Genomic DNA, 14,240 nt, shown 5'->3' on the forward strand with positions numbered 1-14,240 from the left:
GTTCAGCCGTTTTGAGGCAGCAGAGAGCGCAGGCCCTTGATGTTCTTCTTCACGTAATCCGGCCCGAAATGCAGCGCTATGGCGCTGTGCATGATGTGGGCGAACTCGTCGAGCCGCTCGCCGACCCGGAACCACGGCCCGGCAACGGTGATCGCAAACACCCGGTCGCCGAAGACGATCGGCAGGCCGATGCCGCCGAGATCGGGCGTGAAGGCCGACGAGCTGACGAACCAGCCGCGATTGAGCGACTGACGGATGCTGGTCTCGACCGCTTCGATACTCATCGGTGTGCCTTCGCCGTAGCGCTTGAACACCGCCTTGCGCAGAAGTGTGGCCTGCTGTGCCGGCGGCAACTGGCTGATGATGGCCTGGCCGGTCGCCGTCCCGTGAAGCGGAACGCGCGTGCCGACGCTGGCCGTATAGCGCACCGACGCCTTCGATTCGATCACCTCGAGAAAGATCGCATGCTGGCCGCTGGGGGCCGCGATCCACACTGTCTCGCCGGTACGCTTTGCCAGGTCTTTGAGCAGGTTCAGCAGGGCTTCCGGCAAGGGTTCGGCGGCCGCGACCTCCTGTGCCAGCGTCAGCCAGCGTGGTGTCGGATAGAAACGTCCGCGCGCTTCCGGCTCATACAGGAATCCGCGAGCCACCAGTGTGGACAGCAGGTTGAACGTGCTCGAGCGCGGCCAGCCGAAATGCTGCGACACCTCCGCCAGGCTCGCCGCCTTCTTCTGTTCGGCAAAAAACTCCAGCAGATCCAGTACGTTGGCTGCCTGTTTGACCAGCATTCGGAACGTCCCGTGTTTGAGGGGTGTCTGGGCGCGAATGGCCCGCGCGAAGCTGCCCGCCACCTCTGGTAACCCCACGTTTCATCAAGATCGTAGGTGTTCACAGCGCTTTTGTCCATCAGCGTGGACTAATCCATCACAGTTGAGGCGGGAAGGCCGGCAAACCGCATTCGTTGTCGATTTCGAATTGACTTGTCCAACCTCATACGGCTAACTGTCCATATCAAAGGACATAATGTCCATATATATGAATAAGCAGCGAGGAGCATTCCGAAAGGGATGGCTGCGGAGGAGGCAAATGGGACCGTTGCGCGGTATCCGTATCATTGACATGACCACCGTGCTGATGGGGCCGTATGCGACCCAGATGCTGGGGGATTTCGGTGCGGATGTGATCAAGGTCGAGGCGCCGGAGGGGGACCTCGTGCGCAAGATCGGCCCGGCGCGCCATGACGGCATGGGACCGATCTACCTCAACGCCAACCGCTCCAAGCGTTCGATCACGCTCGACCTGAAGCAGGCCGAAGGCCGCGCGGCCTTGCTGCGCCTTTGCGCCGATGCCGATGTGCTGGTCTATAACGTGCGCGCCAAGGCGATGAAGCGACTGGGCCTTTCCTATGAGGACATATCGGCCGTCAACCCGAAGATCGTCTATGCGGGCATGTTCGGCTACAGCCAGGATGGACCCTATGCGGCGCGGCCGGCCTATGACGATCTGATCCAGGGCGGCGCGACGATCCCGTTCCTGTTCTCGCGGGTGAACGAAGGCCAGCCGCGTTATGTGCCGTCGGCGATTGCCGACCGCGTGGTCGGTCTAGCGGCTGTTGGTGCGATCCTCGCATCGATCGTCGAGCGGGAGCGCACCGGCCTAGGGCAGCGCGTCGACATTCCGATGTTCGAGACCATGGTCAGCTTCGTGCTCGGCGACCACATGGGCGGGCTCACCTTCGAGCCGCCGCTTGACGCAGGTGGCTACTCGCGGCAGCTCTCACCCGACCGGCGCCCGTATCAGACCAAGGACGGCTATGTCTGCGCGCTGATCTACACCGACGGGCACTGGCAGCGCTTCTTTTCAGCGATCGGTCGGCCGGAGATGCCTGCGGCCGACCCGCGCTTTGCCAGTTTCGTCTCGCGGATGGCGCATATCGACGAGGTCTATGGCGAACTCACCCGGATTTTCCTGACCCGCACCAGCGCGGAATGGCTCGACCTGCTGGAGGAGGCGGACGTGCCGGCCATGCCGATGTACGACTTCCAGGGTGTGCTGCAGGACCCTCATCTGGTGGCGACGGATTTCTTCCGCGTCATCGAGCACCCCAGCGAAGGCACGATCCGCACCATGGCGGTGCCGGCCAAATGGTCGCGCAGTCCCGCCGGCCCCACGCGCCACGCGCCGCGCCAGGGCGAACACAGCGAAGAGGTGCTGCGCGAAGCAGGATTTTCGCCGGAAGAGATCGCCGATCTGCTGGAACGCGGCATCGCGCGGACGGCCGTGACATACGATCCGGCGCAGGCTTGAGGAGACAGGGAATGGATTTCGGCTTCACCGAGGAACAGGAGGCGATCCGCGATTCCGTCGCACGGATCTGCGCGGATTTCGACGATGCCTACTGGTTGCAGCGTGACCGCGAAGGCGGCTTCCCGCACGATTTCTACGACGCGCTGGCGCGCGAGGGCTGGCTGGGCATCTGCACGGCCGAATCCTCGGGCGGCGCGGGGCTGGGCATCCAGGAAGCCGCGATCATGATGCGCACCATCGCCGAATCCGGCGCCGGTCTCTCGGGCGCATCGGCCGTGCACATCAACATCTTCGGCCTCAACCCGGTCGCCGTCTTCGGCACCGAGGAGCAGAAGCAGCGCATGATCCGGCCGATGGCCGAAGGGCGCGAGAAGGCATGCTTCGCCGTCACCGAGCCCAACACCGGCCTCAACACGACGCAGCTAAAGCTTAAGGCCGAGAAGCGCGGCGACCGCTACCATGTCAACGGCCAGAAGATCTGGATTTCGACGGCGCAGGTGGCCGACAATATCCTGCTGCTCGCCCGAACCACGCCGCTGGACGAAGTGAAAAAGGCGACGCACGGCCTCAGCCTCTTCTACACCAAGTTCGACCGCGATCGGATCAAGGTTCGCGAGATCGAAAAAATGGGCCGCAAGGCGGTCGATTCCAACGAGCTGTTTTTCGAGGATTTCCAGATCCCCGAGGCCGACCTGATCGGCGAAGAGGGACGCGGCTTCGAATACATCCTCCACGGCATGAACCCGGAGCGCATCCTGATCGCTGCCGAAGCGGTCGGGCTCGGCATGGCGGCGATCAACCGCGCCACGCGCTACGCCAAGGAACGCATCGTCTTCAACCGGCCGATCGGCCAGAACCAGGGCATCCAGCATCCGCTGGCCAAGTGCTGGGCCGAGCTCGAGGCGGCGTGGATGATGGTGATGTCGGCGGCATGGCAATACGACACCGGCAAGCCGGCAGGGGCCGCCGCCAACGCGGCCAAGTATCTGGCCGGCGAGGCCGGGTTCAACGCCTGCGAGACGGCGGTGATGGCCCATGGCGGCTTCGGCTATGCAAAGGAATATCACGTCGAGCGCTATCTGCGCGAAGTGATGATCCCGCGCATCGCGCCCATCAGCCCGCAGCTCTGCCTGTCCTACATCGCCGAGAGAGTTCTCGGCCTGCCGAAATCATACTGAGGCGCGCAGAGGACCGATGCGCGCCGTCGCTGCCGACGATCTCGATCTTGCCACCCTGCTGCGGCCGGGCGATCGTATCGTCGTCGGCCAGGCGACGGCCGAGCCGCTGACGTTGACGCGGCGGCTGGTCGGCACTGGGGGGCTGCCGCAAGGCTGTTCGGTGTTTCTCGGGGTGCTCAATTCGGACACGTTCGACGGCGCGGACGGGCTGGCGCTCGAGGGGTACGGCGCGGTTGGACAAGGTGCGCGGCTGGCGCGCGCCGGCAGGCTGGACGTTCTGCCCTGGCACTATTCGCAGCTTGCACCGGCCTTCGCCGACGGCACGCTTCGCGCCGATTGCGTGCTGATCCAGCTTGCGCCCGCCCTTGAAGGGAACGGCTTCAACCTGGGGCTCGCCAACGACTACGTGCTCGATGCGGCGCGCAAGGCGCGGCTCGTCATCGCCGAGATCAACACGGATGTGCCGCGGTGCCATGGCGCACAATGGCCCTCGGACATACCGATTCACATCTGCGTTGCCGCCGAACATCCGCCGCTGCAGCAGCAGGGCGTCGTGCCCGGCGAAACCGAACTGGCAATCGCCGACAATGTCGCTTCGCTCATACCGGATCGGGCTGCACTGCAGCTCGGCGTGGGCGCGATACCGCAGGCGGTGACCGGGAAACTCGCGGGGCACCGCGATCTCGGCCTGCACTCAGGCGCCCTGTTCGATGCCGTCGTCGATCTGATCGAATGGGGCGCGGTGACCAATATGGCCAAGGAATACGATACCGGCGTCAGCGTCGGCGGGATTCTGCTCGGCAGCCGCAGGCTCTACGATTTCGCCAACGACAACGGCGCGTTTTGCCTGCATCCGCCGGCCCGGACACATGCGCTCGGAGTTCTCGGCGGATTGTCGCGTTTCTGCGCGATCAATTCGGCGATCGAGGTGGATCTGACCGGCCAGGTCAATGCCGAGACGGCCGGCGGACGCTATCTCGGGGCAGTTGGCGGACAGGTCGATTTCGTGCGGGGTGCGAATGCCTCACGGGGCGGTCGCGCGATCATCGCACTGCCTTCAACCGCGCGTGGCGGCACTGTCTCGCGCATCGTCACCCGCGTGGAAACCGTCACCTGCCCGCGCTCCGATGCCGACGCGATCGTCACGGAATGGGGTGTTGCCGAGCTGCGCGGCTGCACATTGTCTCAGCGCGTCGAACGCATGATCGCGATCGCTGCGCCGCAGTTCCGGGAAAGCCTGTCTCGCGAATGGCACGATGTGGGGAGGGCCGCCTGTGGCTGAGAACCGCAAGGGGCCGCTTGTCGGCCTGCGTGTCGTCGAGATGGCCGGTATCGGTCCTGCGCCATTTGCCGCGATGCTGCTCGCCGACATGGGCGCCGACGTAGTGCGGATCGACAGGCAGGTCGCGTCGGGGCTGGGCGTGCCGCGCCCCGACCGTTTCAATTTTGCCGGGCGCGGACGGCGCTCGGTTGCACTGGACCTGAAGCGCCCGGAAGGGGTCGACTGCGCCCTGGAGCTGATCGACAAGGCGGATGCGCTGGTCGAGGGTTTTCGTCCCGGCGTGATGGAACGGCTGGGCCTCGGCCCCGAAGTTTGCCATGCCCGCAATCCGCGCCTCGTTTTCGGCAGGCTGACAGGTTGGGGGCAGCAGGGGCCGCTGGCGCATGCGGCCGGCCACGATCTCAACTACATCGCACTGACCGGCGCGCTCGACGCTATCGGCCGTCGTGGCCAGCCACCGACACCGCCCTTGAATCTGCTTGGCGATTTCGCAGGCGGCAGCCTGCTGATGGCCTTCGGTATCGTCAGCGCGCTGCTTCATGCGCAGCGCACGGGAGAGGGACAGGTCGTGGACGCGGCGATCGTCGACGGGGTTTCGCTGCTCGCCACCCCACTGATGGGCTTGCAGGCGGCCGGAGTCTGGCCGGGCGGGCGCGGCGAAAACATTCTCGACAGTGGCGCGCCGCAATACGACGTCTATCGCTGCGCCGATGGCGGGTACGTCTCCATCGCACCGATCGAGGGCAAGTTCCAGACCGTGCTTTTGAGCGCCATGGGCTTCGATCCGGCAGGCTTTCCCGACATGAACGAGCGCGCCAACTGGGATGAGGCGCGCCGGCTTCTGGCCGAGCGGTTTTCGCAAAAGACGCGGGCGGAATGGTGCGCGTTGCTGGAGGGAACGGACGCCTGCTTCGCACCCGTCCTGTCGTCGGCGGAAGCGTCGTCGCACCCGCACCATGCCGAGCGTGGCACTTTCATCACCGTCGACGGACTGGTGCAGCCGGCACCCGCACCTCGTTTCAGCGGCACGCCCGCTGCGGCGCCGACGCCGCCCGAGGCGCCTGGCCAAAGTGGTGACGCCGTATTGCGCGACTGGGGCATTGCGGAAGAACGCATAGCCGAACTGACGACAACCGGCGTCCTTGGACGCAGAGACAAGAACGCGGACTGAGCGCCGACAAAGGGAGGATCATATGGCAGGTCTATATTACGAGGAGTTCGAGGTCGGGCAGGAATTCGCGCACGAGCTGACGCGCACCGTGACCGAGCACGACAACATCTCGTTCAGCCTGATGACGATGAACCCGCAGCCGCTGCATGTCGACGCTCATTTCTCCGCGCAGACGGAGTGGGGCAAGCCTTTGTTCAACAGCCTTTACACGCTCGGCATCATGATCGGCATGAGCGTGCAGGACACCACGCTGGGCACCACTGTCGGCAACCTCGGCATGTCCGACGTACGCTTCCCGAAGCCGGTCTTCGCCGGCGATACGCTACGCAGCCATACGAAGATTGTCTCAAAACGCGAGAGCAAGTCGCGCGGCGATGTCGGCATCGTCGAGTTCGAGCACACCTGCACGAACCAGAATGGCGAGGTCGTCGCCGTCTGCCGGCGTGCTGGCATGATGCGCAAGCGGGCGGCTGCGTGATGCGCTCGTTCCTGTTCGTACCGGGCGACAGCGCCCGCAAGTTCGAGAAGGCGCGCGGCGGCAATGCCGATGCGCTGATCATCGACCTTGAGGATTCCGTTTCGGCCGAAGCCAAGGAGGCGGCCCGTGCTGCCACGCGCGCGATGCTCGAAACGACCCGGAACGCCCAGAAATGGTTCGTGCGCGTCAATGCGCTCGACACGGGACTGACGCTCGCCGACCTGACGGCGGTGATGCCGCTGCTTCCCGACGGCATCGTGCTGCCGAAATGCGCCAGCGTGGCGGATGTCGAGAAGCTGGCGTTCTATCTCGATGCCTTCGAGGCGGCATCCGGGCTCGAAGCCGGGTCGACGCGGATCATCGCGGTGGCCACGGAAACCGCCGAATCCATCTTCGGCTTGTCGAGCTACAAGGACGCCAGCCCGCGGCTATGGGGCCTGATGTGGGGCGCGGAGGATCTTGCCGCCTCGCTGGGCGCGACGGAAAACAGCGTCGACGGCGTCTATTCGGAGCCGTTCCGGCTGGCGCGCAACATGTGCCTGATGGGTGCGGCCGCCGCCGGTCTTGCTGCCATCGACACGGTCTGCACCAACATCGGCGATCTTGCGTACGTCGAGGCCGAAGCCAATGCCGCCCGGCGCGACGGCTTCGCGGCCAAGGCGGTCATCCATCCAAACCATGTCGATCCCGTGAACCGCGCCTTCACGCCGCGGCCGGAGGAGGTCGCGTGGGCCGAACAGGTGATCGCCGCCTTTGCGGCCGATCCGCGGGCGGGCGTGGTCAAGATAGACGGGAAGATGATCGACAAGCCGCACGAGCGCGCGGCGCGGAAGATCATGGCGATGGTGAACCGGTCCGAAGTGGCCGGCGCCGTCTGAGGGGCCTGATCCACAGGGAGGAGGAAGAAAGATGATGCAAAGTCAGCCGCCCGCAAACGGTGCCTCGGCGCTGCTTGCGCGCATCGAGAGTGTGCTCGCGCTGCTGTCCGGCCTGTCGCTGGGCGCCATCATGCTGATCGTCGTTGCCGACGTGGCGATGCGCTATGTGTTCGCCGCGCCGTTGTCGTGGTCCTATAACCTGATCGGCCTCTATCTCATGGTCGCGGTGTTCTTCTTCGCGTTGTCGGACACGCTGCACAATCACGGCCATATCGCCATCGACATCTTTCAGCACCAGATTCCGCATCGTCCGCGGCATCTGGCTCTGGCGGTCGGCTATCTCCTGTCCTCGGGCCTCATGGCGCTGATCGGCTGGCAGGCCTGGCTGCGGCTCAAATCCGCTTACCTCAACGACGACCGCATTGCGGCCGTCATCCCCTGGCCGACCTGGGTCGCCTATTTCATTGTGGCGGCAGGTTGCCTGGTCATGACACTGCGCTGCGTCTATCGCACCTTCGGTCATGCGGCATCCGGCCTGACGGGTCGCGACCTCGTAGAGACGCCACCGCCACCGGAAACCGAACCGCAGGCCGGGGAGGGCGCGGAATGACGATCGCGCTCGTTCTGCTGGCGCTAGTCGTCATGCTCGTCATCGGTCTGCCGGTTGCCTTGGCCATGGCCGTGTCGGGCGCCATCGGGCTCTACATCTTTGGCGGTCTGCCGGTGCTGTCGGGCATCCTGCGTACGTCGCCGCTGTCGACCGCCAATTCCTACGAGATCATCACGATCCCGATGTTCATCCTGATGGCGGAGTTCGTCATCATCTCGGGCGTGGCAAACGATCTCTTCCGCTCGGCGACCATATGGGTCGGCCGGATCAAGGGCGGGGTCGCGATGGCCACCGCGCTTGCGGGCGCTGGCTTCGGTGCGATCTCGGGCTCGAGCACGGCGGCGGCGGCGACGCTCGCCTCGACCTCGATCCCGGCGATGATGAAGGAAGGCTACGAGCCGAAGCTGGCCGGCGGCGTGGTCGCCATTTCCGGCACGCTGGCGATGCTGATCCCGCCATCGATCGCGTTGATTCTGTACGGCATCCTTGCCGACATCTCGATCTCGGCGCTTCTGATCGCAGGCGTCATTCCCGGCCTCATCGTTACCGTCGCGATCATCGCCACCATCGCCATACTGGTCTGGCTCTGGCCGGAATCCGCGCCGGCGGGCCGCGCCTACACGATGCGTGAAAAATTCGCCTCGCTGAAGCGCGTCGGGCCGATGATCCTGCTATTCTTCGCTGTCACCGGCACGATCTATACCGGCATCGCGACGCCGACCGAGGCTTCCGGCATCGGTGCGTTCGTGGCCATGCTGCTGGCGATCAAGGAGGGCAGGTTGAGCCTTCCAGCGTTCTCCGGCGCGCTGCGCCGCGCCGCGCAGACCAGCTGCATGATCCTGTTCATCATCCTTGGTGCGCACATCTTCGGCTATTACTTCACGCTGGCGCGGGTCACCAACGACCTGACGACGTGGGTCGGCGGCCTGCCGCTTTCGCCGATGACGATCATGGTCTTCATCCTGCTCGGCTATATCGTGCTGGGCTTCATCATGGACCAGATCGCGATCCTGATCCTGACCGTGCCGGTGGTGCTGCCATTGGTCATCTCGCTTGGGTTCGACCCGATCTGGTTCGGCGTCATCATCGTGGTCACCGCGGAGGTCGGCATGGTGACCCCGCCGCTCGGCATGAACGTCTTCGTCGTCGCACGATACACACGCCGTCCGCTCGGCGAACTGTTCCGGGGCGTGATGCCCCACGTCTGGGCGCATCTGCTCGTCATCGCACTGCTCACCGCCTTTCCGGCCATCATCCTGTGGCTTCCGTCCACGATGCAATGACCGCAAGGCAATCGTTCAAGAAGGAGGAGAACGTCATGAAATACCAACTGCATAGAACATTGCTTGCCGCGTCCGTGGTGGGCGCTGCCCTGGCTGCCGGCAACGCCGCGCAGGCCCAGGAACTGACCCTGCGTATCGGCGACAGCTTTCCGGTCGGCCACTACATCCCCGAGAACATGACCAAGTTCTGGATGGAGCGCGTGACCGAGCTGAGCGGCGGCGAAGTCGCGTTCGACTATTACCCCGCGGAACAGCTCGGCAAGGCGAAGGACCTGCTGTCGCTGACGCAGACCGGCGTTATGGACATCGGCTATGTCGGCGCATCCTATGTCAGCGACAAGCTGCCGCTGTCATCGGTCGCCGAGCTGCCGGAAAACTTCACCACCTCCTGCAAGGGCACAAAGGCATTCTGGGAGATCGCCAAGCCAGGCGGTGCGCTCGATCAGGCGGAGTTTGCGCCGAACGGCGTACGCGTGCTCCTCGTCATGGTGCTGCCGCCATACCAGGTGCTGACGTCGAATTCGGAAATCACCGATCTCGACAGCCTGCGTAACCTCAAGCTGCGCACGACGGGCGGCGCCAAGGAAATCGCGACCACCAAGATCGGCGCGGTGCCGGTGCAGATTTCCGCGCCTGAGACGCGCGATGCGCTTTCGCGCGGAACCATCGACGGCGTGCTGTTCCCGCATTCGAGCGTGCTGCCTTACGACATCCATCCGCTGCTGAAATACGGCACGCAGGACGTGAATTTCGGGTCCTTCGTGGTCACATACGTGATCTCGCAGGAGCGCTGGGAGGCGCTCGATGAGGACGTGCAGGCGGCGCTCGTGCAGGCCGGCGACGAAGCCATCACCAAGGGGTGCGAAGCCGCCGACAATCTCGATCTCAAGGACAAGCAGACGATTGCCGATTCCGGTGTCACCTTCGTCAGCCTGCCCGACGAGGACAAGGCCCGCCTCGGCGAGCTGATGGGCGAGGTCAGCCAGCAATGGGCTTCCGACCTCGACGCCCGCGGGCGTCCGGGAACGGATATCCTCAACGCGTTCCGCGCCGCGCTCGAAAAGGCCGACTGATCGCATATGAACCGCCCCGGTGCGAGCCGGGGCGGTCTTCCACTGTAGGCATTCATGACCTCTCGCGGCGACCCTGAAGACAAACCGGCGTACCAACGCGGTTCGCGGAACGAGCTTGCGCTGGCCGGGCTGGTCGTGGCCATCGGCTTCCTGTTCAACTTCACCGCGCGCGGCGTGGTCGACACCTTCATGGTGTTCATGCTGCCGCTGGAGGCCGAGTTCGGCTGGAGCCGCTCGACGCTCACCGGCGTCTATTCCTTCTATCTCATCACGGTCGGCCTGATGGCGCCGCTGTCCGGCATGATGCTCGACAGGCTGGGGCCACGCGCCACCTACGGGTTCGGGCTGTGTGTGCTGATCGCGGCGACCTGGGCTGCTTCCACCACCACTGCCCTGTGGCATATCTACCTCTTCATCGGCGTATTCTGCGGTGTCGCCGCCTCTGCGCTGGGCATGGTGCCGGCGGCAGCCCTGATCGGCCGCTGGTTCGACCGCAACATGAGCCTTGCCATCGCCATAGCCTATGCCGGCTTCGGTTCCGGCATCCTCGTCATCGTGCCGTTGGCGCAGGCTGGTATCGATGCCTATGGCTGGCGCGAGACCTATCGTCTGATTGCCATGGCCCTCGTCTGCGTCGTGCCCCTGCTGCTCCTGCCGTGGGGGCGTATCCGCCAGGGACGCGTGCGGCCCTCCGCTGCTGAGCCGCTTGCCGACCAGCCGGCCATGGCGGTGTCGAGGCCAACCGGCTGGACCATCCGCAGCGCGGCGAAGACGCGCGAGTTCTGGCTTCTGGTACAGGTTTTCTTCTTCACCGCGTGCGGCGTCTACAGCGTCGTCGTGCAGACCGTGCCCTATCTCGTGGAACAGGGCTATCCGCCGATCGAGGCCGCACTCGCCTTCGGCGCTTCGGGCATGCTTTCGATCTTCGGCGTCGTCTTTGCCGGCTGGCTCTGCGCGCGTTTCGGCAACCGCTTCACGGCGACGCTGTCCTTCACGGGAACCTTTCTGGGCGCGGGCGCGCTGCTTGCCTATTCGGCCTTCGCCAGCCCATTCCTCATCCTGGTCTATGTGCTTGCATTCGGTGTGAGCCAGGGCGCGCGCGGGCCGATCGTATCGACATTGACGGCGCGCATTTTCGCGAGAGGCGCGGTGGCTTCGATCTTCGGCACCATCTTCATGATGATGTCTTTCGGCTCGGCGTTCGGCGCCTGGATTTCGGGATTCCTGCACGATGTGACGGGCGACTATCGCGCTGCCTTCATCTTCTCCGGCGTCTCGATCCTGTTTGCCTGTTCGCCGTTCTGGATTTCGACGCGACTGTGCCATCCGCGCACGCTGCAGCCGCCGCCGGCAGAGTGACAATCTGAAAGGAACCGACATGAAACTGCTCGGAGAAGGATTTCGCTGGAACGACCTTTCGGTCGGCCAGCAGTTCCGCACATTCGGACGCACCATCACCGAAACCGACATCGTCAATTTCATATCCTGCGTCGGCATGCTGGAGTCGCTGTTCGTCGACAAGGAATACCGCGCGCAGCACTCGGCGATCCCGGGCCGCCCGGCGCCGGCAGCGCTGGTCTATGCCCTGGCCGAGGGGCTTGTGCTCAACGCGACCGGGCAGGGCACGGGGCTTGCATTCCTGCACATGGAGCTGAATGTGGAGGGACCGGTGCTGGAAGGCGATACGATTCATGTCGAGATCGAAGTGATCGAGGTGCGCGCGGCGAGCAAGGGGGCCCGAGGTCTCGTGCGCACGCGCAATCGCATCGTCAACCAGCGCGGCGAAGCCGTCATCGTCTATACGCCGCTGAGGCTGATGGAAGGGCGGGCAACGGACTGACACGGCGACGCCGCTAACAGGAGGACACGCATGAACCTAGCCGACTGGCTGGACGCCACGGCCCGGGCAAAACCCGACGCGCCGGCGATCTTCGAGGGTACCGAGCTCTACGCGACCTATGCCGGGTTCGCGGCACGGGTGCGTGCACTGGCGGCAGGCCTGCAGGCCGCGCACGACCTCAAGGCTGGTGACCGCGTCGCCGTCTTCATGAAGAACTGTCCGGCCTATCTCGAACTTTTCTATGCGGTCTGGTGGTTCGGCGGGACCATCGTGCCGATCAACAGCAAGCTGCACCCCCGCGAGGCGGCCTGGATAGTCGGTGACGCCGGTGCGACGGTTCTTGTCAGCGACGGTGACGGGCTGGGCGCCGATGCTGGCATGCCGGCCGACTGCGCACGGATCGCCGTAGGCTCGACGCAATGGTCCGCCCTTTTCGAGCAGGGTGAGGAAGATGCCACCCCGGCGCGCGTGTCGGGCGATGATATTGCCTGGCTGTTCTACACATCGGGCACGACCGGCCGACCCAAAGGCGTCATGCTGACCCATTGGAACATGCGCGTGGCAACGCTTGCCTATGCGCTGGATGTCGACCAGCCCGCGCCGGACCAGGCGACGATTTATGCGGCGCCCATTTCGCACGGCGCCGGCATCTACAACTTCGTCTTCGTGCGCGCCGGCGGTAGTCACGTGTTCCCGCTGTCGCGCGGCTTCGACCCAGCGGAGATCGAGGCGCTGTCGCGCCATTTTGGCCAGGCGGTGATGTTTGCCGCACCCACCATGGTCAAGCGCATGATCGAGGCCGCCAAGGCTTCGGGCTATCGCGGCGAGGGCATCCGCACGATCGTCTATGGCGGCGGGCCGATGTATGCGGCCGACATCGACGAGGCGTTGTCGCTGTTTGGCCCTCGCTTCGTCCAGATTTACGGACAGGGCGAGACGCCGATGACCATCACGTCTCTGCCCCGCGAACTCGTTGCCGACGAGACGCATCCTCAATGGCGCGAGCGCCGTGCCTCCGTCGGGCAGGCGATGTCCTGTGTTGAGGTGCGCATCGCGAACGACGGCGAGGATGTGCAACCCGGCGAAGCAGGCGAAATCCTCGTTCGTGGTGCGACAGTGATGAAAGGCTATTGGCGCAACGAGAACGCGACGGCCGAGACCCTGCGCGACGGTTGGCTCCATACCGGCGACATCGGCCGGCTCGACGAGGACGGTTTCCTGACGCTCACCGACCGCGCCAAGGACCTCATCATCTCCGGCGGCACCAACATCTATCCGCGTGAGGTCGAGGAGGTGGTGGCCCGGCATCCCGGCGTGCTCGAGGTCTCGGTCGTCGGCCAGCCAAGCGCGGAGTGGGGCGAGGATGTCGTAGCCTTCGTGGTGCCGCGCGGCGAAGGCGCCTGCGATGCCAAGGTGCTCGACGCGTGGTGCCGCGCCGAGATGGCGTCGTTCAAGAAGCCGAAGCGTTACGTCTTCTGCGCTGAACTGCCGAAAAACAGCTACGGCAAGGTACTCAAGACGGAGCTGCGCAGGCAAGTCGCCTGAGGCCGGACGATTGTGGTTGGCATTGGAGCGCCGATGCCAACCACGCGATCAGGTTCTCAAGGCTACTTGCTTGCGATGATCTGGTCGACAAGCTCCTTGCCAAATGTGCCGTAGTAGGTCTCGTACGCAGTCGTTAGCGCCTTCTGAAAAGCAGCGCGTTGCTCCGCACTGAGCTCTCCGACGTCCATTCCGGCTTCCTTGAGCTGTGCGACGCCGGAGGTCTCGACGTCGTCGACGAAGCCGCGCATGGCGGTCACGGCTTCGGACGCCGCCTTGCGGAAGATCTCCTGGTCCTCTTCCGACATGCCGTCCCAGAGCTGCTTTGAGACGAGCAGCATCGCCGGCGAATAAACGTGGCCCGACAGGGTCAGGTACTTCTGCACTTCCGACAGCTTGGCGGACGTGATGACCGACAGCGGGTTCTCCTGGCCGTCGATGGTGCCCTGCTGCAGCGCGCCGATCACCTCCGGCCATGCCATCGGGGTGGGTGCGGCACCCAGCGCCTCGAAGGCGGTGATGTGGGTCGGGTTTTCCATCGTGCGCAGCTTCAGGCCGGCGACGTCGGCAGGCCCTGCAATGGCGTTGCGGTTGTTGG

At 64.7% G+C, this 14,240-nt stretch carries 14 protein-coding genes; 12 read left to right on the forward strand and 2 right to left on the reverse strand.

The annotated features are described in order from the left end of the window. Window positions 1-2 precede the first annotated feature (2 nt). A complete protein-coding gene (locus V1479_RS05245; protein ID WP_368801947.1) occupies window positions 3-788 on the reverse strand; it encodes an IclR family transcriptional regulator in 786 nt (261 codons plus the stop codon). Between the two features lie 298 nt (window positions 789-1,086). Here V1479_RS05245 and V1479_RS05250 point away from each other — a divergent pair, with 298 nt between their 5' ends. The 12 genes from V1479_RS05250 to V1479_RS05305 are packed head-to-tail and all read left to right on the forward strand — an operon-like array spanning window position 1,087 to window position 13,645. Beyond that, window positions 1,087-2,307 (forward strand): CaiB/BaiF CoA transferase family protein, encoded by a 1,221-nt coding sequence (locus tag V1479_RS05250; protein ID WP_368801948.1) that lies wholly within the window; start codon window positions 1,087-1,089, stop codon window positions 2,305-2,307. A gap of 11 nt (window positions 2,308-2,318) precedes the next feature. Continuing rightward, window positions 2,319-3,485 carry an acyl-CoA dehydrogenase family protein gene (locus V1479_RS05255; protein WP_368801949.1) on the forward strand — a complete coding sequence of 389 codons (1,167 nt, stop codon included), beginning with the start codon at window positions 2,319-2,321 and terminating at the stop codon, window positions 3,483-3,485. Between the two features lie 16 nt (window positions 3,486-3,501). Beyond that, window positions 3,502-4,767: an acetyl-CoA hydrolase/transferase family protein gene (locus V1479_RS05260; protein ID WP_368801950.1), complete on the forward strand. Its 1,266-nt coding sequence runs from the start codon at window positions 3,502-3,504 to the stop codon at window positions 4,765-4,767. Next, window positions 4,742-5,938, forward strand: a complete 1,197-nt coding sequence (locus V1479_RS05265) for a CaiB/BaiF CoA transferase family protein (RefSeq protein ID WP_438620489.1) — start codon at window positions 4,742-4,744, stop codon at window positions 5,936-5,938. Before V1479_RS05260 ends, V1479_RS05265 begins: the two co-directional genes overlap by 26 nt. Before the next feature lie 22 nt (window positions 5,939-5,960). Next, window positions 5,961-6,416 carry a MaoC family dehydratase gene (locus tag V1479_RS05270; RefSeq protein ID WP_173187597.1) on the forward strand — a complete coding sequence of 152 codons (456 nt, stop codon included), beginning with the start codon at window positions 5,961-5,963 and terminating at the stop codon, window positions 6,414-6,416. Further along, complete coding sequence (locus V1479_RS05275) at window positions 6,416-7,294, forward strand: HpcH/HpaI aldolase/citrate lyase family protein (protein WP_368801952.1); 879 nt, start codon at window positions 6,416-6,418, stop codon at window positions 7,292-7,294. Before V1479_RS05270 ends, V1479_RS05275 begins: the two co-directional genes overlap by 1 nt. A gap of 31 nt (window positions 7,295-7,325) precedes the next feature. Further along, complete coding sequence (locus tag V1479_RS05280; RefSeq protein WP_368801953.1) at window positions 7,326-7,904, forward strand: TRAP transporter small permease; 579 nt, start codon at window positions 7,326-7,328, stop codon at window positions 7,902-7,904. Continuing rightward, window positions 7,901-9,187 carry a TRAP transporter large permease gene (locus V1479_RS05285; protein ID WP_368801954.1) on the forward strand — a complete coding sequence of 429 codons (1,287 nt, stop codon included), beginning with the start codon at window positions 7,901-7,903 and terminating at the stop codon, window positions 9,185-9,187. The genes V1479_RS05280 and V1479_RS05285 overlap by 4 nt, the downstream gene beginning before the upstream one ends. Window positions 9,188-9,222: 35 nt before the next feature. After that, window positions 9,223-10,260, forward strand: coding sequence for a TRAP transporter substrate-binding protein (locus V1479_RS05290; protein WP_368801955.1), 1,038 nt, complete (start codon window positions 9,223-9,225; stop codon window positions 10,258-10,260). 54 nt (window positions 10,261-10,314) lie between these two features. Then, entirely contained in the window at window positions 10,315-11,619 is a 1,305-nt protein-coding gene (locus tag V1479_RS05295) for an MFS transporter (RefSeq protein ID WP_368801956.1), read from the forward strand. 19 nt (window positions 11,620-11,638) lie between these two features. Next, on the forward strand, window positions 11,639-12,100 hold the full coding sequence (locus V1479_RS05300; RefSeq protein WP_173187590.1) for a MaoC family dehydratase: 462 nt from the start codon (window positions 11,639-11,641) through the stop codon (window positions 12,098-12,100). A 30-nt stretch (window positions 12,101-12,130) separates the two neighbouring features. Then, a complete protein-coding gene (locus V1479_RS05305) occupies window positions 12,131-13,645 on the forward strand; it encodes a class I adenylate-forming enzyme family protein (protein WP_368801957.1) in 1,515 nt (504 codons plus the stop codon). Between the two features lie 62 nt (window positions 13,646-13,707). Here the strand turns inward: V1479_RS05305 and dctP are convergent. Next, a partial coding sequence (gene dctP / locus V1479_RS05310; RefSeq protein WP_368801958.1) for a TRAP transporter substrate-binding protein DctP occupies window positions 13,708-14,240 on the reverse strand: 533 nt, incomplete at its 5' end.

This window comes from Neoaquamicrobium sediminum (assembly GCF_040970315.1).
GTDB classification, from domain to species: Bacteria; Pseudomonadota; Alphaproteobacteria; order Rhizobiales; family Rhizobiaceae; genus Aerobium; species Aerobium sediminum.

Excerpts from the sequence above, each read along its gene's own strand:
- V1479_RS05245 (WP_368801947.1), bottom strand. The coding sequence starts at position 788 with ATGCTGGTCAAACAGGCAGCCAACGTACTGGATCTGCTGGAGTTTTTT.
- V1479_RS05250 (WP_368801948.1), top strand. The coding sequence starts at position 1,087 with ATGGGACCGTTGCGCGGTATCCGTATCATTGACATGACCACCGTGCTG.
- V1479_RS05255 (WP_368801949.1), top strand. The coding sequence starts at position 2,319 with ATGGATTTCGGCTTCACCGAGGAACAGGAGGCGATCCGCGATTCCGTC.
- V1479_RS05260 (WP_368801950.1), top strand. The coding sequence starts at position 3,502 with ATGCGCGCCGTCGCTGCCGACGATCTCGATCTTGCCACCCTGCTGCGG.
- V1479_RS05265 (WP_438620489.1), top strand. The coding sequence starts at position 4,742 with ATGTGGGGAGGGCCGCCTGTGGCTGAGAACCGCAAGGGGCCGCTTGTC.
- V1479_RS05270 (WP_173187597.1), top strand. The coding sequence starts at position 5,961 with ATGGCAGGTCTATATTACGAGGAGTTCGAGGTCGGGCAGGAATTCGCG.
- V1479_RS05275 (WP_368801952.1), top strand. The coding sequence starts at position 6,416 with ATGCGCTCGTTCCTGTTCGTACCGGGCGACAGCGCCCGCAAGTTCGAG.
- V1479_RS05280 (WP_368801953.1), top strand. The coding sequence starts at position 7,326 with ATGATGCAAAGTCAGCCGCCCGCAAACGGTGCCTCGGCGCTGCTTGCG.
- V1479_RS05285 (WP_368801954.1), top strand. The coding sequence starts at position 7,901 with ATGACGATCGCGCTCGTTCTGCTGGCGCTAGTCGTCATGCTCGTCATC.
- V1479_RS05290 (WP_368801955.1), top strand. The coding sequence starts at position 9,223 with ATGAAATACCAACTGCATAGAACATTGCTTGCCGCGTCCGTGGTGGGC.
- V1479_RS05295 (WP_368801956.1), top strand. The coding sequence starts at position 10,315 with ATGACCTCTCGCGGCGACCCTGAAGACAAACCGGCGTACCAACGCGGT.
- V1479_RS05300 (WP_173187590.1), top strand. The coding sequence starts at position 11,639 with ATGAAACTGCTCGGAGAAGGATTTCGCTGGAACGACCTTTCGGTCGGC.
- V1479_RS05305 (WP_368801957.1), top strand. The coding sequence starts at position 12,131 with ATGAACCTAGCCGACTGGCTGGACGCCACGGCCCGGGCAAAACCCGAC.